The organism is Brachybacterium sp. J144 (genome assembly GCF_036321705.1).
Taxonomy (GTDB): Bacteria; Actinomycetota; Actinomycetes; order Actinomycetales; family Dermabacteraceae; genus Brachybacterium.
The window spans coordinates 60625-79191 of record NZ_JAZDCG010000026.1 but is presented as its reverse complement, the minus strand read 5'-3'; the positions used below and the strand labels follow the sequence as shown (position 1 = coordinate 79191).

General features: G+C 73.5%; 16 protein-coding genes. 6 read left to right on the top strand and 10 right to left on the bottom strand.

The window, feature by feature from the left end; all coding sequences use genetic code 11:
• Positions 1-35: 35 nt before the first annotated feature.
• The gene (gene fabG / locus V1260_RS10090; protein WP_329746685.1) at positions 36-761 is read right to left on the bottom strand and encodes a 3-oxoacyl-ACP reductase FabG; all 726 of its coding nucleotides are present in this window, start codon (positions 759-761) and stop codon (positions 36-38) included.
• A 148-nt stretch (positions 762-909) separates the two neighbouring features.
• On the opposite strand from fabG, the gene V1260_RS10085 reads away from it, so the two are divergent.
• The 5 genes from V1260_RS10085 (at position 910) to V1260_RS10065 (ending at position 6041) form a co-directional block, all read left to right on the top strand.
• Positions 910-3195, top strand: coding sequence for a hypothetical protein (locus V1260_RS10085; RefSeq protein ID WP_329746684.1), 2286 nt, complete (start codon positions 910-912; stop codon positions 3193-3195).
• A gap of 95 nt (positions 3196-3290) precedes the next feature.
• Entirely contained in the window at positions 3291-3704 is a 414-nt protein-coding gene (locus tag V1260_RS10080; protein ID WP_329746683.1) for a hypothetical protein, read from the top strand.
• Positions 3705-3778: 74 nt separating this feature from the next.
• A complete protein-coding gene (locus tag V1260_RS10075; protein ID WP_329746682.1) occupies positions 3779-4768 on the top strand; it encodes an SURF1 family cytochrome oxidase biogenesis protein in 990 nt (329 codons plus the stop codon).
• Positions 4740-5558 (top strand): glycerophosphodiester phosphodiesterase family protein, encoded by an 819-nt coding sequence (locus V1260_RS10070; protein ID WP_329746681.1) that lies wholly within the window; start codon positions 4740-4742, stop codon positions 5556-5558. The genes V1260_RS10075 and V1260_RS10070 overlap by 29 nt, the downstream gene beginning before the upstream one ends.
• Positions 5559-5690: 132 nt before the next feature.
• On the top strand, positions 5691-6041 hold the full coding sequence (locus V1260_RS10065; protein WP_329746680.1) for an RNA polymerase-binding protein RbpA: 351 nt from the start codon (positions 5691-5693) through the stop codon (positions 6039-6041).
• 93 nt (positions 6042-6134) lie between these two features.
• On the opposite strand, the gene V1260_RS10060 is transcribed toward V1260_RS10065, so the two are convergent.
• The 9 genes from V1260_RS10060 to V1260_RS10020 all read right to left on the bottom strand — a co-directional run bounded on the left by V1260_RS10060 (position 6135) and on the right by V1260_RS10020 (position 17375).
• Positions 6135-6707 carry an FxsA family protein gene (locus V1260_RS10060; RefSeq protein WP_329746679.1) on the bottom strand — a complete coding sequence of 191 codons (573 nt, stop codon included), beginning with the start codon at positions 6705-6707 and terminating at the stop codon, positions 6135-6137.
• Entirely contained in the window at positions 6704-7510 is an 807-nt protein-coding gene (locus V1260_RS10055; RefSeq protein WP_329746678.1) for a polyprenol monophosphomannose synthase, read from the bottom strand. Before V1260_RS10055 ends, V1260_RS10060 begins: the two co-directional genes overlap by 4 nt.
• Before the next feature lie 2 nt (positions 7511-7512).
• A complete protein-coding gene (gene lnt, locus V1260_RS10050) occupies positions 7513-9156 on the bottom strand; it encodes an apolipoprotein N-acyltransferase (RefSeq protein ID WP_329746677.1) in 1644 nt (547 codons plus the stop codon).
• Positions 9153-9914, bottom strand: coding sequence for a hypothetical protein (locus tag V1260_RS10045; protein WP_329746676.1), 762 nt, complete (start codon positions 9912-9914; stop codon positions 9153-9155). Before V1260_RS10045 ends, lnt begins: the two co-directional genes overlap by 4 nt.
• Positions 9915-9949: 35 nt before the next feature.
• Positions 9950-12943 (bottom strand): DEAD/DEAH box helicase, encoded by a 2994-nt coding sequence (locus V1260_RS10040; RefSeq protein WP_329746675.1) that lies wholly within the window; start codon positions 12941-12943, stop codon positions 9950-9952.
• Positions 12940-13908 (bottom strand): diacylglycerol/lipid kinase family protein, encoded by a 969-nt coding sequence (locus tag V1260_RS10035; RefSeq protein WP_329746674.1) that lies wholly within the window; start codon positions 13906-13908, stop codon positions 12940-12942. Before V1260_RS10035 ends, V1260_RS10040 begins: the two co-directional genes overlap by 4 nt.
• Positions 13905-14792, bottom strand: coding sequence for a twin-arginine translocase subunit TatC (tatC, locus tag V1260_RS10030; protein WP_329746673.1), 888 nt, complete (start codon positions 14790-14792; stop codon positions 13905-13907). The genes V1260_RS10035 and tatC overlap by 4 nt, the downstream gene beginning before the upstream one ends.
• 78 nt (positions 14793-14870) lie before the next feature.
• Positions 14871-15197, bottom strand: a complete 327-nt coding sequence (gene tatA, locus V1260_RS10025) for a Sec-independent protein translocase subunit TatA (protein ID WP_329746672.1) — start codon at positions 15195-15197, stop codon at positions 14871-14873.
• A 117-nt stretch (positions 15198-15314) separates the two neighbouring features.
• Positions 15315-17375, bottom strand: coding sequence for a WYL domain-containing protein (locus V1260_RS10020; RefSeq protein ID WP_329746671.1), 2061 nt, complete (start codon positions 17373-17375; stop codon positions 15315-15317).
• 53 nt (positions 17376-17428) lie between these two features.
• On the opposite strand from V1260_RS10020, the gene V1260_RS10015 reads away from it, so the two are divergent.
• A complete protein-coding gene (locus V1260_RS10015; protein WP_329746670.1) occupies positions 17429-18547 on the top strand; it encodes a DUF3866 family protein in 1119 nt (372 codons plus the stop codon).
• Positions 18548-18567 lie beyond the last annotated feature (20 nt).

The window sequence follows — 18567 nt, the reverse complement described above, 5'->3', positions numbered from 1 at the left end:
TCGTTCGATGGGGAGGGGCCGGTCGAGGGCCGGGCTCAGTGTCCCATGCCGAGGCCGCCGTCGACGGGGATGACGGCGCCGGAGATGTAGGCCGCGTCGTCGCTCGCGAGGAAGGACACAACGCGTGCGACCTCGGCCGGATCGGCGAAGCGGCCCGCCGGGATGGCCTTGCGGTACGAGGCCTGGAGATCCTCGGAGAGGGCCTGGGTCATCTCGGTGTCGATGTAGCCGGGGGCGAGGACGTTCGCGGTGATGCCGCGCGAGCCGAGCTCGCGGGTCAGCGCGCGGGCGATGCCGACGAGCCCGGACTTCGAGGCGGCGTAGTTGACCTGACCGGGCGAGCCGTAGAGGCCGACGACCGAGGAGATCAGCACGATGCGGCCCTTCTTCTTGCGCACCATCGACTTGATGACGCGCTGGACGACGCGGAAGGAGCCGGTGAGGTTCGTGTCGATCACGTTCTCGAAGGACTCATCGCTCATGCGCAGCAGCAGCTGGTCGTCGGTGATGCCGGCATTGGCCACGAGGACCTCGATCGGGCCGTGCGCCGACTCGGCGGCGGCGATCGCCGCATCGAGGGAGGCGCCGTCGGTGACATCCGCGGCGACGGTGAGCGCACCCTCGGGACCGCCCTCGCCCGAGCGGCTGGTGACTGCCACCCGGTCGCCGCGGCGCAGGAACTCCTCGGCGATGGCGCGGCCGATGCCGCGGTTGCCGCCGGTGATCAGGACGCTGCGGGGCTCATGGGGGGCGTCGGACATCGGGGGCTCCTTGCTGGTCGGCATCGTTCGGCACGCTTCGGGGATGCATCTCCCGCGGCGCAGTGTGCTCTACGATACGGTGCGAGAGAGTGTCGGGGTTCTTGGGGGAAGCCCGTCCGTGGATACAGCCTCTGGAAGGTGCTGCCTGATGGCCTACCGATTCAATCCTCCGCCGAACTGGCAGATCGACGATCCCAACTGGACCCCGCCGCCCGGGTGGCAGCCGGATCCGGCCTGGGGTCCCGCCCCCGAGGGCTGGAACTTCTGGGTCGAGGGCGAGGCCGCCCCGGTCGATCAGGCGTCCGTCGAGCAGGCCCCTGCTGAGCAGGCCCCTGCCGAGCAGCCCGTGGCTCCCGCCGACGAGCCGAGCGCCCCCGCCCAGGAGGCGCCGCTCGCCGAGGACGCGGCTGCCGCGCCCGCCGTCGAGGAGCAGGACGATGCCACGCGGATCGTCTCCGCGGGTTCCGTCGTCCCGAGCGGCGAGGAGCAGGCTCCCGCCGCCGAGGCCCCGTTGGCCGAGACCCCGCTGGGCGGGGCGCCCGCGGAGTCCGGCGTCGCCCCGCAGGGCGAGGCCCTCCCCGCCGAGCAGGCGTCGTCCGCCTCCCAGGAGCCCACCGACTCCGAGCCCGCGGCCGCCCCCGAGTACACCGGGAGCTACGCCGGGGCCGCGGACGCCTACAGCGCGTCGGCGTCCGGGTCCGCATCCGGCGCAGGATCTGCGTCCGATGCCTCCTTCTCCTCCTTCTCCTCCTCCGCGTCCGACGCGTCCTCCTCCGACGGCGCGGCGGCTGAGGAGCCGTCCGCTCCGGCCGAGGAGAGCACCTCCGGCAGCGAGGACTCCGATGTCTCGTCGGCCGCGACCGCCGGAGCCGTGGGCGCCGGGGCCGTCGGAGCCGGTGCAGCCGCCGGATACGTCGGCTCCCATCGCGGGGAGCCCCGCGAGGAGCAGCCGCTGGGGACCGACACCGGGGCCGGCACCGACACGGCCGGCGCCGAGTCCGAGCTGTCGTCGGCGGGCGACCCCGCCGTCGCGGATGCCGACGCGACGCACGTCGCCGGGACCGACGAGCAGGCCGCAGCCGCTCCCGTCGGCGATGCCGACGCGACGCACGTCGCGCGGACCGACGAGCAGGCCGCTGCCGTCCTCGACGACGACGCCACGCACGTCGCGAGCACCGATCAGCAGGCCCAGGTGGCCGGCGGCGCCGAGGCGCCGGCCACGGGCGCGAGCGAGACGGCCGAGTACCAGGGACCCGACCTGCAGGCGGACCTCGCCCAGCAGACCCCCTACGAGACCGCGACCGGCGCCGAGCAGCAGGGCTCCGCGCCGTCCGAGCAGGGGCAGGATGCGGCGGCCGCGGCGCCGGCTTACGGACAGGATGGCGGCATGACCAACGGATACGGCCAGCAGGGCGGCTACGGGGACCAGTCCTCGTCGGGCTACGGCCAGCAGGGCTCCGGCGACGGCTCCGGCGAGTCCTCGCCCGCCGGCTACGGCCAGCAGGACCAGGCCGCGGGCTATGGCCAGGCGTCCCCTGCCGGCTACGGCCAGCAGGACCAGGCCGCGGTCTACGGCCAGGCCTCCCCCGCCGGCTACGGCCAGGCCTCCCCCGCCGGCTACGGCCAGGGGTCGCCCGCCGGGTACGCCCAGGGCTCCGCCTCGGACTACGCCGCCCCCGCCTTCGGGCAGGGCTCGCCAGCCGCGTCCCCGGGAGGCTGGACCGCCACGACCGGCCCGAACGAGGCGCCGAAGAAGGGTGTCGTCGCCCGCTTCTGGTGGGTGGGCTGCATCGCCCTCGTCCTCGTGTTCGCCCTGATCGCGGCCATCATCGGCATCGTCCTGTTCACGCGGGGCGGGAACGACGAGGCCGGCGGCGGTGGTGGCGATCAGACCACGACCTCCGAGGAGACCACCGAGGAGGACCCCACCGCTACGGAGGAGGAGCCCACCGACGAGGAGACCACCGAGGAAGAGGAGGAGTACGTCTCCCCCGATCCGACCACCCCTGTGCCGACCATGCCTGCCGAGGGCGCTCAGACCCAGGAAGTCATCAGCGACACCGGCACCGCGAACGTCACCGTGCACATGCAGTGGCAGACCGCGGAGAACCTGCCCAGCAGCTACGGCGGCACCATCGAGCCGGCCGAGTTCGGCGAGTACCTCGTCGTCACCGCGCAGATCGAGGTCACCGAGGGCGAGATGGACTTCCCGTCCTTCTACTGGGAGCTGAACACCCCCTACGGCGGCACCGTCAGCGAGTCCATCGAGACCTACAGCCTCGCCGACAACGGCCGGGACTACGACAGCCTCTACCCGTTCAAGGCCGGGGAGACCTACACCTACATCCTGCTGTACGACGTGCAGCGGGCCGGTGGCAACAAGCTCGTCTACAACAACTGGACCGACGAGTACACCTGGGACGTCGTGGCGTGAGTCCGCGCTTCAACCCCCCGCCCAACTGGCCGGAGCCCCCGCATGACGGGTGGACCCCTCCGGACGGCTTCCGGCCCCCGCACGCGTGGGGGCCGGTGCCGGCGGGATGGCGGCTGTGGCTGCCGGACGAGCCTCTCGCCCGCACCGCACCGCCGCTGCTGGACTCCGTCGATGTCCCCGCGAGCGGTGCCCGCCCCCGGGCTCGCGTCGACACCTACCCCGTCTCCGTCCTCAACCCCGGAATGTGGTCCCAGAACCATCTCGAGGACGAGGACTACGGCTTCCCGCCGGCGAAGCCCGAGAAGCGGCGTCCGCGCCTGCGCCTCGGCATGACGATCACGGTGACGGCCCTCGGATTCGTCCTCGCCGCCCTCACCGCGATCGTCTTCGTACGGCTCGTCGACTTCGCCGTTGACGACCTCATCGGCGTGCTCACCGAGGCCTCCGGACACCTGGGAGCCGTCACCGCGATCGAGGGAGACCAGGCGCGCACGCCGGACGCCCCATGACCGGTCCGCTGCACCCCGCTCCCCCGACGGCGAGTGCGGGGAGCGACGCCTCGCCACGGGTCTCCTGGCGCCGAGTGCTCCTCAGCCGAGAGACCCTCGTCGGTCTGCTCCTCGTGGCCCTCGCCGCCACCGTCTGCCTGGGCCTCGGCCGCTGGCAGTGGCACCGCTTCGAGGAGCGCCGCGCCGAGGCCGCCGTGATCGAGGCCAACTACGACGCGGATCCCGTCGCCCTCTCCCGGCTGCTGCCCACCCCGGGCAGCACGCTCGCGGCCGAGGACGACTGGCAGCGCGTGGAGCTCCGCGGCGAGTACTGCACCGACCCGGGCTGCGTGCTCTACGTCCGCAACCGCCAGTACGGCGGCGCCACCGGTTTCTATCAACTGGTCCCCTTCCGGGCCGAGGACGGCACCGTTCTGCTGATCGTGCGCGGCTGGGTCGACTCCCAGGACTCCGCCTCGCAGCCCGACGACCCCGCCCCCGTCCCCGCGGGCGAGCTGACCCTCACCGCCCGGGTGCGGCCCGCCGAGCGGGTCCTGGATCGTGAGCGCCCCGAAGGCCAGGTCCACTCGATCAACCCCCAGCAGATCGCCGCGGACCTCCCCCTCGACGGCGAGATGGTCACCGGTGCCTACGCGGTGCTCGATGCCGAGCAGCCGGAGTCCGCCCGCCCGATCGCCCTGCCCGCTCCCGACACCTCGCTCGGCCCCCATCTCTCCTACACCGTGCAGTGGGTGCTCTTCGCGATCTTCTTCCCCGCGGCGCTGGTGTACGTCCTGCGACGCCGACTGCAGGATGAGCGCGACGCCGTCGCCGCCGAGAGGTCCGGTCCCGCGGACGAGTCGGCACCCGCCCCGGGGACGACCCCGACCATGCCGGAGCCCGCCCCGGCCACGGTCGCGGCGGCTGGGGGCTCCACGACGGAGCTCTCGAGCGAACAGAGCACGAGCTGCGGCCGCCCCCGTCGGACCCGCACCAGCACCCAGCCCCGGACCGTCGCCCGTGCGCGACGCCGAGGCCAGGACGAGGAGGAAGAGGATGCCCTCATCGATCAGCAACAGCACTGAGGGGCGACCGCACTCGCGTTTCCTGCCCGGGGCCCGGCCGCGGCGGATCGCGCATCGGGGGCTCGTCGCGGACGGCGCCGAGAACACCCTCGGGGCCTTCGAGCGCGCGATCGCCGCGGGCGCCGACGTCCTCGAGACCGACGTGCGCGCCACCGCGGACCACCTCGCGCTGACCGTCCACGACCCCGATCTGCAACGGATCGCCGGGGACCCCCGCCGCATCGCGGAGCTCAGCGCCGAGGAGGCAGGCGCCATCCGCCTCGCGGGCGAGGAGCCGCTCGCCATGCTCGAGGACGTGCTCGGAGGCTTCCCCGAGGTCCAGGTCAACGTCGACGTCAAGGTTCCCGAGGCCATCGGGCCGACCGTCGCGGCCATCGCCCGCACCCGCAGCGCCGACCGCATCTGCCTGACCAGCTTCCACGACGTCGTGGCGCGCAAGGCCGTCGCGACGGTGAAGGCCGCCACCGGGGTCACCCCGGTCCGCTCCCCCGGCCGCGCCACGATCGCCGCCTTCCTCGCGGCCCGCGCCGTCGAGGCGCCCGACAGGGTCATCGCCCGGATCCTGCGGCCCTTCGGCGCGCTCCAGGTGCCGGAGACCTACCAGGGCGTGCCCATCGTCACCCCCGCGAACATCGCGGCCGCTCACCGCGCCGGCTGCGAGGTGCACGTGTGGACGGTGGACGACCCGGAGCACATGCGGGATCTGCTGGTCAGCGGCGTGGATGGTATCATCACCAATCGCGTCGATCTGTTCTCGGAGCTCCTCTCCGGGCAGGCCGACGGCGCGTGACCGACGGTCCGCCGCGGGCACCGGTCCCCCGACCGGAACGGGAACAGATCGTGCCCGTGCGGCGTTGACCGACACAGACCTTCCGGGCGGCACCCCGCCCGGAGCATCTTTCCGGCAGGAAGCGAGAACCGCATGAACAGCCGCAGTCTGCGAGGAACCCGTCTGGGCTCCCTCTCCATGGAGACCGACGAGGGCGTGCTGGCCGCTCCGCGTCAGGAGGCCATCTACGACTGCCCCAACGGCCACAACATCGTGCTGCCGTTCTCCGTCGAGGCCGACGTCCCGGCCGTGTGGGAGTGCCGCTGCGGCGCGACCGCGGTGCTCCGCGACCACGAGAAGCCCGAGGAGAAGCCCGGCAAGCCGGTGCGCACCCACTGGGACATGCTCCTGGAGCGTCGCAGCGAGGAGGACCTGCAGGTGCTCCTCGACCAGCGCCTCGCGCTGCTCCGCGCCGGCAAGCTGCACCAGCGCACCCACTTCTGATCCCGACGGCCCTGCCGTCGCCGCAGAGCCCCCGCATCGTCCGAGACGGTGCGGGGGCTCTGTCGTGAGGTTTGGTCCTGTGGCGCGAGAGGGTCAGTCCTGCTGGATGACCGGCGGGGTGGAGCCGCCCTCGCCACCGGTGCGCCGCTGGCCACCCGGCCCCTGCTCGGGCCGCTGCGCATCGAGGATGATCTCACCGTCGATCACGCCGCCCGTGCTGCGCCGGTAGAGCACGCGCGAGGCGCCCTCGGAGCCGCCGGAGAGGCCCATGGCCCGGACGGTGCGGCGCTGCACCGGGGTGAGCAGCAGGATGATCCCGATCAGGTCGCTGAGCACCCCCGGGAAGGCGAAGCAGAGCGCGGCCAGGAGCGTGAACGCGGGGCGGGAGAGATGCTTCTGCACGTCGCCGCGCCCTCCGAGGGCGCGGAACAGCGACCGCAGCCGCACGAAGGACTGCTGCCCGGCCGCGACCACCAGGGCGACCGCGACGATGCCGCCGACGAGCACGATGACCAGGGGCCACCACAGGTTCGTGTTCACGCCGATGACGATCAGGAGCGCGAGCTCGATCAGGCCGAGGGCGATGATGCCCACCGGCACGAGCACGCCGAGGCGGGAGCGGAGCGGTCCGGGACGCTCGGAGCCGGTCCCCGTGGAGCTGGTCATCGTGCGTCCCCCTTCGCTGCCGTGACGGACCTGCGGGCGCGGCCAGGGTAGCGCAGGGCCGTGCGCAGCTGCTGGGTGCGGTGCGCGACCCCCCAGAGGGTGACCTTCACGAGCGCCTCCCGCACGATCCGCGAGGACATCTTCGAGGCGCCCTCGGTGCGCTCGTCGAAGTCGATGGGGACCTCCGCGATCACGGCGCCGGCGGCGCGGGCCCGACGGGTCATGTCCACCTGGAAGCAGTAGCCCTGCGAGGCGACCCGGCCGCGGACGATCCCGGCGAGGGTCTCCGCGCGGAACGCCCGGAAGCCCGCGGTCGCGTCCCGCACCCCGAGGCCCAGGACCAGCTGGACGTAGAGGTTCGCCCCGCGGGAGAGCAGCAGGCGGCGCAGCGGCCAGTCGTGGACCCTGCCCCCGGTCACCCAGCGGGAGCCGATCGCGAGGTCCGCCCCGCGGCGCAGCCCCTCGAGCAGCCGCTGAAGCTGCTCGGGACGGTGCGAGGCGTCGGCGTCCATCTCCACGAGCTGTGCGTAGCCGCGCTCGAGGCCCCAGGCGAAGCCCGCGAGATAGGCGGGGCCGAGGCCCTCCTTGCCCGTGCGGTGCAGGACGTGCACGTGATCGTCCGCGGCCGCGGCCTGGTCCGCCCACTGCCCCGTGCCATCCGGGGAGGCGTCATCGACCACGAGCGCGTGCGCTCCGGGCACCGCGGCGCGGAGCCGGGCGAGGGTCCCGGGGAGGGCGTCGCGCTCGTCGTAGGTCGGGATCACGACGAGGGTGGGCGGCAGGGAGGCGGTGGAGGGGTGCATGCTCAGGTCCTGGTGGATCGACGGGGACGGGGGCGCGCGAGCGCCCGACGGGAGGTGGACAGCGCCCCGAGGAGTCCGAGGACCGCGACCGCGCTGATCCCCACGCCGATCCACGGACCGGCGGCGACGGCGAGCGTGGTGCCGGTGCGGAGCGGGACGTCCGCGACGACCGCTCCCTGGTCCCAGTGATCCACGAAGTCGAGCTGCCGTCCCTCGGGGGTGAAGATCGCGCTCTGCCCGACGGTGGAGACGTGGACGACGCTCCGCCCTGAGACCACGGCCATCACCTTCGCCTCGGCGAGCTGTTGGATCGCCTCGTGCGAGTCCCCGAAGAGGGCGTTGTTGGACTGCACCACGATCACCTCGGCACCGTCCTCGACGACATCGCCGACGAGGTCCTGGTAGGCGATCTCGAAGCAGATCAGCACGCCGACGGATCCCTCGCCCTGCCCGACGGCGGCGAGGTCCAGCACCCCCACCTCCTCGCCGGGGATCATGTCGCGGCCGATCAGGTCGACCTTGTCGGTGAGGGTGCGGAAGAAGTCCCGGAAGGGGACGTACTCGCCGAAGGGCACCGGGTGCCGCTTCGCATAGGAGTAGGGCATGTCGCCCTCGGGCGTGATGAGGACCGATTCGTTCAGCCGCTGCGTCTCCCCCACCGCGGACTGGGTGCCGATGAGGATCGGGGCGCCGGCCTCCGCGGAGGCGGCGGCGAGCTGCTGGGCGAGCCGGGGATCCTGCCGCGGGTCGTAGCCGGTGGAGTCCTCGGGCCAGACGATCAGCCCCAGTTCCGTGCCGTCGGCCTCGGCGTCGGCGATCACCTGGTGGGTGGTCTCGAGGTGGTTGTCGAAGACTCCCTCGGGCATGGCCATGGTCGCGGGGGCGATGCGTTCCATCGAGCCTTGCACCCCGGCGATGCGCATCGTCGGGCGGCCCTCGGGGGCTCGGTTGGCGGGATAGGGGGTGAGGACCGTGGCGAGCACCGCGGCGACCGCGATCGCCAGCGGCCACACCCCCGAGAAGCCGACGAGGCCCCGGTGGCGCCGGCCCAGGAGCGACAGGGCACCGTGCACCAGCAGCTGGCCGAGCAGGGCCGTCACGAAGGCGAGGCCGGACATGCCGACCCACGGGCCGAGGTTCAGCAGGGGCGAGTCGCCGAGCGCGAAGGCCGCCGATCCCCAGGTCAGTCCGCCCCAGGGGACGGTGCCGCGCAGCAGCTCGACCGCGGTCCACAGCGCGGCGACGACGATCGCCGAGCTCAGCGAGAGACCGCGGCGCACCATCACGGTGCGCGCGGCGAGGCCGTAGACCACCATGTACAGCGCCTCGAAGACGCCGAGCGCGATCCACGGCATCCACCCGGCGTAGGTGCTCGCCCACTGGGTCAGCGGGACGAAGAACGCGAGACCCCAGACGAGGGAGACCAGCATTGCGAGGCGCACCGTGCGCACCAGCAGCGCGGCGCTGAACAGGGCCAGCGCCACCGGCAGCAGCATCCACAGGTCATAGGGAGGGAAGGCCAGCAGGGCGCAGACCCCTCCGAGGGCCGCGAGCAGCAGGGCGACGGGCCAGGGCGTCGGGTCGACCTCGTCGGACGTCGTCTCCGCGGTCCCCCGCGCGGCGGCGGTGCGGGCGGCCGCGCTCATCCGCGCCCCTGCCCGAGCAGATCGTGGACGATCCGGCCGTCGACGATGGTGCGCAGCGCCCGCGGGCTGCCCTGGTCGAGGTCGGGCAGCAGGGGCGTGCGCGAGCGCGGGTCCGTGGACCACGAGTCCACCCCGGTGGCCTTGGACTGGACGGTGAGGTCCCACGGCTCCCAGACCACGAAGGTCGCGGGCTGGCCGGTGCGGAGATCCCCGGGGTGGCGGTCCCCGGCGAGGCGGCGACCGCCACGGGTCGCGGCGAGGAAGGCGGCCCGATCGCTGATGCGCTGCTCCGCGGGCGGCCGGCGGGTCGCGCCCCGCAGCCATTCCCACGGATCCGCCGCCTCGGGGACACCGCCGGAGCCGAGGGCGAGCGGCGTGCCCGAGATGGTCAGATCGAGGAAGTCGGCACTCTCGGTGACCGGGGCGATCACGCGCATCCCGTCCCGCTCCCCCGTCGGCCCGGGAAGGCGCAGCACGATCCCGGAGGCAGCGGCCGCCGCGTCGTCGGCGGGATCGAGTGCCGAGCCGTCGGCGGTCGCGGCGGCGTCGACGAAGCCGGGAGTGAGCAGGCAGCCGGTCGCGTCGACGCGCTCTGCTTCGGGGAAGAGCACGGCGGCGGAGTCCTCCGGGCCGGTCCAGGCGATCAGCCCGTCGGCGACCAGCATCGCCGCGGCCTCGGGGTCGACGGTGCTGTACAGCACGATGCCGGTGTAGAGCACGGGCGCGGAGGCGGCGGGGACGGTGTCGGGCGTGGTCACGGACCCCAGGGTGACGTGTCCTCCTGGGAGAACGCTCATCGGTCGATCTCCTGGGCGACGAGGCCGCGGCGCACCGCCGTGATCGCACGGCGCGCGGTCGCCGCGAGCTCGGGGTCCTCGGCGAGCTGGTCGAGGAGATCGATCACCTGGCGGCAGTGGCGGACGAAGTCCCCGGCAGGGAGGTCGTTGCCGTCGAGGGCGGCGGCGAGATGCTCCCCGCGCGCCCAGCGATGCACGATCCCGGCGATCGCCGGATCCGGGGGGACCGTCGGCTCGATGCCGTGCCGGGATTCCGCGGCCTGCAGCTCCCGGGCGAGGTGCGCGGAGGCCACGAGCGCCGCGTCCACGGCGGGATCCGGGATCGCCTCGGGGGCGCGGTCGTCGCGGCGGGACTCGTGCACCGCGGCCGAGACCACCGCCGCGAGGCCCGGGGCGTCCAGGCCCTTCCAGGCCCCGTGCTCGAGGCACTGGGCGATGAGCAGGTCCCGATCGCTGAACAGTCGGCGCAGCCGCAGCCCGCTCGGGGTGGGGCGCAGATCGGGCTCGGCGGCTGAGCTGTCCTCGGAGGACTCGAGGTACCCGAGCTCCTGGAGCAGGTCGGTGAGCCGGTCGAACTGCCGGGCCAGCGAGCTGGTGCGCCCCTCGATGCGCCGCTGCACGCCCTCGAGCTCGCGCCGGCTCGAGCGCCAGCGGCCGACCCAGCGCAGGTGGGCGGCGAGATCGGGGCAGGCGGCGCACGGGTGCGCCGTGAGCTCCTCCCGCAGCCGCAGCAGCGTCTCGTCGGTCGCGGCGCTCGAGGGGACCTTCTCCGCCCGGCGCCGCACCTCGCGGCGCGCGTCGTCGTCCGCGCCCGAGAGCCGCTGGCGCAGCGCGGCGGCGGTGTCCTTGCGGACCTTCCCGCTGCCGAGCGCCTCCTGCCGCGGCAGGCGCAGGGTGTCGAGGACGGCGGGCGGCGAGGGCACGTCCCCCGGGCGGAGGCTGCGGCGACGGCCCTCGGTGTCGAGCAGGTCGAGCTGCGGGCCGCCCAGCACGGTGCGGTCCACGTCGAGCACCACGGCGTAGCCGTGCCGCTTCCCGCCGGGCAGGGCGATGACGTCCCCGCGGCGGAGCGAGCCGAGCACGGACCGGGTGCGGTCCTGCTGGGCGGAGGCCCGGGATCGCGAGAGGGACTTCTCGCGCTCCGCGATGCGCTCCTGGATCTCCGCGTAGCCGAGCAGGTCCCCGTGCTCGCAGGTGATCGCCTCGAGATAGGAGTCGGCGGTGTCCTCGAGCTCGCGGGCGCGCCGCGCGAGGCCCACCACCGAGCGGTCCGCCTGGAACTGGGCGAAGCTGGTCTCGAGGGTCTCCCGGGCGCGGGACAGGTCGAAGCGGTCCAGCAGGTTGACGGCCATGTTCGGCGTCGGCCGGAACGCCGAGCGGAGGGGGTAGGTGCGCCGGGAGGCGAGGGAGGCGACGGCCGCGGCGTCGAAGTGCGGCCCCGCGAGCACCACCGCATGCCCCTCGGTGTCGATGCCGCGGCGTCCCGCCCGCCCCGTGAGCTGGGTGAACTCCCCCGGGGTGAGATCGGCGTGCTCGACCCCGTTGAACTTCACCAGCTTCTCCAGCACCACCGAGCGGGCCGGCATGTTGATGCCCAGCGCGAGGGTCTCCGTCGCGAAGACCACCTTGATCAGGCCCTGCGCGAAGAGCGTCTCCACCACCGACTTCAGCAGCGGCAGCATGCCCGCATGATGCGCAGCGTAGCCGTCGAGGGCGGCGCGCCGGAAGGCCTCGATCCCGAGCACCTCCTCGTCCTCGAGGCCGATCTCGGCGAGGTGCTCGTCGAGGACCGCCCGGATCCGGCGGCGCTCCTGCTCGTCGGTGAGGTGGACCCGCGCCCGGGAGCACTGCTGGACGGCACCCTCGCAGCCGGCGCGGGAGAAGATGAACACGATCGCGGGCAGCAGCGCCGCATCGTCGAGCAGCACGATGACGTCGGCGCGGCGCATCGGCCGCTGTCCGCCGCCCGGGCGACCGCCCCGCGGCCTTCCGTCCAGCCCACCGTCGCGGTGCCCGCGGTCGGGTCGACCGCCCTGCCGGTGGTCGCCTCGGCCGTCGCCGACCGAGGAGGCGCCTCCTGCTCCGGGGCGATCGGGACCCTGATCGCGGCCTCCGCGCCGGCCGTGCTGACCCGAGCCGCGGGGCCGGTGCCGACCGCTGGTGCCCTTCCGCCCGCGGTGTCCGCGTCCGCGCGGGCTGCCGGAGCGCTCGTCGACCGGGAGCGAGAAGGAGGTGACCTTCTCGATCTCGGGGTTCACCACGCGATGCGCCCGGGCGCCGGGGCCCTGGGAGACCACCGCCTCACCGGCCTCGTCGACGAAGAGGTCCAGCAGCTCCTCGCCGGCGATCACGTGCTGCCAGAGCGGCACCGGCCGCGTCTCCGAGACCACGATCTCGGTCTCCCCGCGGACCTCCTGCAGCCACGCCCCGAACTCCTCCGCGTTGGAGACAGTCGCGGAGAGCGCCACGAGCTGCACCGAGAGGTCCAGGTGGAGGATGACCTCCTCCCAGACCGGCCCGCGCAGGCGGTCGGCGAGATAGTGCACCTCGTCCATGACCACGAAGCCGAGGTCCGTCAGGAGGTCCGAGTCGGCGTAGAGCATGTTCCGGAGCACCTCGGTGGTCATCACGACCACCTCGGCCTCGGGCCGGATCGAGGTGTCGCCCGTCAGCAGGCCCACCCGGTCATGTCCCAGCCAGTCCACCAGCTCGCCGAACTTCTGGTTCGACAGCGCCTTGATCGGTGCGGTGTAGAAGACCTTGCGGCCCTGTGCGAGGGCGAGGTGGACTGCGAATTCGCCCACCACGGTCTTGCCGGCGCCGGTCGGGGCGGCGACCAGGACGGAGCTGCCGGCCTCGAGGATCCGGCAGCCCTCCAGCTGGAAGTCGTCGAGGGTGAAGTCGTAGCGCCGCGTGAAGGCGCTCAGGGCGGAACCGGCCTCGCGCCTCTCCGCTGCCCAGCGGGCGTAGCGATCCGCGGGTGAGGTCATCGGGTCCTCCTGGTGGTGCTCGCCTCCTCGGCCCCCGGCTCCGGCACCTCCGCCAGCAGACGGACGGCGCCGGGCAGCACCCGGACGGTCAACGGGAGCAGGGCGCGCGCCTCGCCGTCGGCATAGGCGCGCAGGCCGCGCCCGTGGCGCAGGCCCACCGTCACCTCGCGCACGGGGCGGGTCGCGAAGCCCCGCACGGAGGTATGGGTGCCGCGGAAGACGCGGGGGAAGAAGCGCAGCAGCTGGATGCGGGAGAGTCCCTCGAGGGTCACGAGCTCGAGCTGACCGTCGTCGACCCGCGCGTCGGGGACGACCCGCATCCCCCCGCCGAACAGACCGGTATTGGACACGGTCAGCAGGGTCGCATCGATCTCGATCCGTTCCCCGCCGTCGATCTCGAGCCAGTACGGGAACGGGGAGAACGCGGCGAGCTCCCGGAGCACGGCCGCGGTGTAGCGGGTGGACGCCCCCCGGGTGGAGCTGTTGGCCCGGGCGTTGACGAGGGCGTCGAAGCCGAGGTTCACGTTGCCCAGGGCGAGGGAGCGGTGCGGCAGGGAGTGCTCGCCGGCGGCGGTGATCTCGAGGGCGTCGATGGTCACCGCGGGGCGCGAGAGGGCGTGCAGCAGCGACCGGGTGGACGCCTCGGGATCGTTCAGCGGCAGCCCCAGGGCGCGCGCGAAGTCGTTGCCGCTGCCGGAGGGGACCACGCCGAGCCGCACCGGCGAGCCCGCCACGATCTCCGCGCCGAGGGAGACGGTGCCGTCCCCGCCCACGACGACGAGGGCGGTCAGCGTGTCCCGGATCTCGAGGGCGCGGGCCCGCGCCACCTGGGCCGACGGCCCGGAGAGGTCGACGACGGAGATCCCGGCGAGGCTCAGCAGGTTCGCGACCTGCCGGCCGGTGCGCCGTGCCGCGCCGAGGGCCGCCGTCGGATTCGACAGCAGTCCCACTCGGAGTCGACTCACCGATCGTCCTCGTCCAGGCGCGAGGGCCCGTCGATCTCGCTCGCCTCATCATCGGCGAGCCCGTCCTCGGGCTCCTCGCCGGTGATGCCGTGGCGCTTGTCGTGGATCAGTGCGATGACGATCGCGCCGAAGAACAGGGAGGCCACGGCCGCGGACATCGCCAGCAGCGTGAAGGGCTCCGGGGTCGGCACCATCACCGCGGTGAACAGCACGCTCGCGAAGATCAGCCAGCGCCAGGCCTTCAGCATCGTCTTGCCGCGGATGATGCCGAGGAAGTTCAGCAGCACCATCACCACCGGCAGCACGAAGGCGATGCCGAAGGCGAGCATGGTCTTGACCAGCATCGCGAGGTACTCGTCGTACCGGATCAGCTGGTCGGTCGTGTCGCCCTGCGGGGTGAAGGAGAGCAGCACCGGCACCAGCTGGTTGATCGCCCAGTAGCCCGCGGCGCAGCCGAGGAAGAACATGGGGATCGCGGTGCCGAAGAAGCCGATCGCGTACCGGCGCTCCGTGCGGTGCAGGCCGGGCATCACGAAGAGCCAGATCTGCAGCATGATCATCGGCGAGGACAGCAGCAGGCCCACGTAGGCGGACATCTGCAGCTTCACGCTCAGGCCGGTGCCCACGCCCTGGAAGTTCAGCGAGGCGGGGAGCCCCTGCGCCTCGGCGAGGCGGAAGGGCCGCTCGAGCAGCGCGTACACCCAGTCGAAGACGAACCAGCCCACGACCGCGAAGACCACGACGGTGATCGCGCAGATCACCAGGCGGTTGCGCAGCTCCAGCAGGTGCTCGCCGAGGGACATCCGCCCCTCGGGGTTCTTGGGCGTGCGCGAGCGCTTCTCCTGCGCGGTGCTCTGGGCGTCGCCCTGGGTGTCACTGGCCACGTCGGTCTCTCCTCCCCGTCGTCGACGGTCCGGTCCGCAGCTGCGGACCGGACCAGCAGCGTCCTGTGTCGACGCTGATCAGTCGCGACGGTAGGAGTCGTCGTCCTCCCGGGAGCGGACGGGCTCGCGGTCCGCCTCGTCGCGGGGGTCGTACTCGCGCTCGTCCCGGCGGGGACGGTCCTCGCGGCGACGGTCCTCGTCGCGGGCGGGGCGCTGACGCGGGGCGTCGTCGTCTTCGTCGTCCTCCGCGCGGTCGTCGCCGCGCAGCTCCTCGACCTCGCTCTTGAACACGCGCATGGACCTGCCCATGTTGCGGGCGAGACCGGGCAGCTTGTTCGCGCCGAACAGCAGCACGACGAGCACGATGAGGATCACGATCGGCCAGGGGCTACGGAAGAAACCCATGAAATTCCCTTTCAACAGCGCCGCGGAGGTCTCGCGAGCGCACCTATCATCCCACAGCGGATGGGGCACATGACGAGCGGCGAGGTCCGGGATCGGGCCTCCGCACGGCGGGTCGATTCAGGGTAGCGGCCCCGTCTGGGTGTGACGAGCGTCCGCGGCCTGCGCCACGGTCACGATCGTGTCTCTCAGATCACTCGGGGCGAGCACCTCGGCCGCTCCCGCCGCCTCGAGCACCGCGTCGACGAGCGCGGCGCGGATCGGCGAGTCGAGCCGGGCGAAGGTCCGTCCGTTCTCCCCGTCGCGCAGCTCGGCCGCCGCGAAGGACTCGGCGATCCAGTGCGCGGGCGGCTCGAGCGCGAGCCAGACCTCGCCCTCGACGCGGCCGCCGAGCTCCACTCCCGCGGCGTCCTCCGCTCGGGACTGCGGGGTTCCGTCCGGCAGCAGCTCGACGATGCGGTCCAGGCGGAAACGGCGCGGCCCCTCGGCGAGCTCGCAGTCGGCGATCAGGTACGAGCGGGAGCCGTCGGTCTCGATCCGCTCGGGACGGATGCGGCGCACGCTGGTCCCGGGGCGGTCCGCCGAGGAGTAGCGGATGGTGAGGGCATCGGCGGCGTCGTCCCCGGCGGCGAGGGCGTGCTGGACCGCGGCGAGCACCGCCTCGGCGCGGTCCGCCGTGCGCGCCGCGGTGGCGTCGGCGGCGATCGCGTCGTCGACCTCCCGGGCCGTGGGGAGCACGGGGTCGCCGTCGGGCGCGGCGCTCGCGGGGTCCCCCGCGGTGGGTTCCCGGTCCGCGGCGACGTCGGCGTCCTCGCCCCGCAGACCGGCGAGCAGCTTGGCGCGGGCGCTCTCGAGAACGCCCTCGGCCTCGCCGGCAGCCTCCTCGAGGGTCGCGAGGCCGGCGAGCAGCGCCGTGATCTCGGGTGGCGTCAGGCGGAGGGCGCGGCGCAGCGGGTCCGCATTGCGCACCCGCACCGTGCCGGCCTCCCACTCGGCCTCGATGAGGTCCTCCCAGCCGGTGCCCATGTCCCCGCAGACGAAGAGCACCTGCAGGTCGTCGATGAGCTGCTTCTCGGTGACGCCGACGGCGGCGGCCAGTTCCGCGAGCTCGACCTCTCCCCGGCTCATCACATAGGAGGCCTCGGAGATCAGGCGGGAGAGCACGTCGCGGTCCGTCGCGGTGGTGCGGATCCGCGGCCGGGGGCGCACGGGTGCCGCCTCGAGCGCGGTGAGATCAGCGGCTCCCTCGTGGGCGGCGCGGAGAGCGGCGAGCACCTCCAGCAGCTCCTGGCGCCAGGAGTCGGGCCCGGTCAGCTCGAGCCAGCGGAGATTGCCGAGCACGAGTCGCCGCGCCGCGGTGCGCGGGAGTTCCGGCAAGGTGACCTCCCGCGCCTCGAGCGGGGCGCCGGCGCGGTCGCGGATCGCGAGGGCCTTGAACGGCTCCACGCGGAGGGTCGCCGGGGCCCGGTCGTCGCCGGTGTGCAGGGACTCGAGCGCGGTCGCCAGATCGATGCCCTCGGGGCGCGGCTGGGTGCTCGCGGGCAGGGCCGCGGGAAAGGACTCGATGCGGGAGGCGCGGAAGACGCGCGGCGCCTCGCGGTCCAGGTCCCAGCCATGGACGTACCAGTGCCCCTCATGGACGCCCACCACCCAGGGCTCCACGCGCCGCTCGGCGGGTGAGCCCTGCGCGGTGCGGTAGACGAAGCGCACCCCGTGCCCGGCGGTGACCGCCTCGAGCAGCGGCGAGAGCACGGGCAGGGACTCGACGGCGCCGCGCGGGGTGCGCCGCAACAGGTCTGGATCGGCGTCGTGGCCGAGGCTCAGCAGCTTCGCCCGGACGCGCCGCGCGGCGCCGCCGGCGGCCGCGGCGTCCCAGGCCCTGCTCGCAGCGAGCAGCACGGTGTACTCCGCGGCGGTGAGGTCCAGCACCGCCCCCGCACGGGGCGAGTCGATCCGGTAGTAGACCGTGTTCTCGTCGAGCACGTCCTTCTCGGTGGTGAGCGGCAGGCCGAGCTCGAGGATCGACGCCTTGTCCCGCTCGAACATCCGCTCGCGCGCGGTCTCGGAGGCGGCCTCCGCGTAATCGGGGATCACCGCGAACAGCTTCCGGCGATCGATCCGTCGCCGTGAGCCGATCGTCATGATGACGTTGAGCAGTCGTTCCACACCCTTGGCAGCCACCTGCCCAGACTACTGGTCCGAGAACCCGCTCCCTCCCGCCTACGCTGGTGCCCATGCTGCGTTGGGAACGAGGGACCGTCGTCGAGGAGCGCCCGGGGTGGCCGGGCGTCGCACGGATGCTGATCGCGCTGGACGACGGGACCGGACAGGTCCCGGCCCTCGCGTACACCGAGCTCACCGGGGCCCCGGCGCGCGGGGAGCGGGTCCTGCTGAACACCAATGCGCTGCGCCGCGAGCTCGGCACGGGCGGGGAAGCCCTGGTGATCGCCCGCCCCGACGTGCTGCCGGACGCGGAGGAGACCACGGGCCATCTGGTCAAGGCCCGGTACACCCCGATGCAGACCATGGTCGATGCGATCGACGACCCCGACGGCGAGCACTATGCGACCGTGCGCGACGCCGACTCCCTCGAGGGGATGCCGGTCGTCGTCGCGGACCTCCACTCGGCCCTGCCCGCGATCGTCGCCGGCGTGCGGGCGACCCGACGCTCGGCCCGCATCGCCTACGTCCACACCGATGCCGCGGCCCTCCCCGCGGCCTTCTCCCGCACCGCCGCCCGACTGCGGGAAACGGGCCTGCTGGCCGGGGTGATCAGCGCGGGTCAGTCCTTCGGCGGGGACCTCGAGGCGGTCACGGTGCACTCCGCGCTGCTCGGCGCACGGCACGTCCTCGGAGCCGACGTGGCGATCGCGATCCAGGGTCCCGGGAACCTCGGCACCGGGACCGGCTGGGGCTACTCCGGCGTGCAGGCCGCGGAGGCGCTGCACGCGACGGCCGTGCTCGGCGGGACGCCCGTCGCGAGCCTGCGCGTCTCGAGCGCGGACCCCCGGGAGCGGCACCGGGGCCTGTCCCATCACTCCTCGACGGCCTACGGCCGCGCGACCCTGGTTCCGGTGGACCTTCCCGTGCTCCCCCCGAACGACGTTCGCTACAACGCTTTTCATGCGTCTGTGCGGGAACAGGTGGAGACGTCGATCCTTGCGCCTTCGATGTCCCGCGGCGACGCTCATCGGATCGTCGGTGTCGACGCGCGCGGCCTGCGCGATGCGCTCGAGGAGATGCCCGTGCGCCTGTCGACCATGGGCAGGACCCTCGCGGAGGACCCGGAGTCCTTCCTCTATGCCGCGCTCGCCGGACGCCGGGCCGCCGAGCTGCTGCCCCCGCGCTCCTGACCGCTGCGGCGGAGCGCCCC

Excerpts from the sequence above, each read along its gene's own strand:
- fabG (WP_329746685.1), bottom strand. The coding sequence starts at position 761 with ATGTCCGACGCCCCCCATGAGCCCCGCAGCGTCCTGATCACCGGCGGC.
- V1260_RS10085 (WP_329746684.1), top strand. The coding sequence starts at position 910 with ATGGCCTACCGATTCAATCCTCCGCCGAACTGGCAGATCGACGATCCC.
- V1260_RS10070 (WP_329746681.1), top strand. The coding sequence starts at position 4,740 with ATGCCCTCATCGATCAGCAACAGCACTGAGGGGCGACCGCACTCGCGT.
- V1260_RS10065 (WP_329746680.1), top strand. The coding sequence starts at position 5,691 with ATGAACAGCCGCAGTCTGCGAGGAACCCGTCTGGGCTCCCTCTCCATG.
- V1260_RS10060 (WP_329746679.1), bottom strand. The coding sequence starts at position 6,707 with ATGACCAGCTCCACGGGGACCGGCTCCGAGCGTCCCGGACCGCTCCGC.
- V1260_RS10055 (WP_329746678.1), bottom strand. The coding sequence starts at position 7,510 with ATGCACCCCTCCACCGCCTCCCTGCCGCCCACCCTCGTCGTGATCCCG.
- lnt (WP_329746677.1), bottom strand. The coding sequence starts at position 9,156 with ATGAGCGCGGCCGCCCGCACCGCCGCCGCGCGGGGGACCGCGGAGACG.
- V1260_RS10040 (WP_329746675.1), bottom strand. The coding sequence starts at position 12,943 with ATGACCTCACCCGCGGATCGCTACGCCCGCTGGGCAGCGGAGAGGCGC.
- tatA (WP_329746672.1), bottom strand. The coding sequence starts at position 15,197 with ATGGGTTTCTTCCGTAGCCCCTGGCCGATCGTGATCCTCATCGTGCTC.
- V1260_RS10015 (WP_329746670.1), top strand. The coding sequence starts at position 17,429 with ATGCTGCGTTGGGAACGAGGGACCGTCGTCGAGGAGCGCCCGGGGTGG.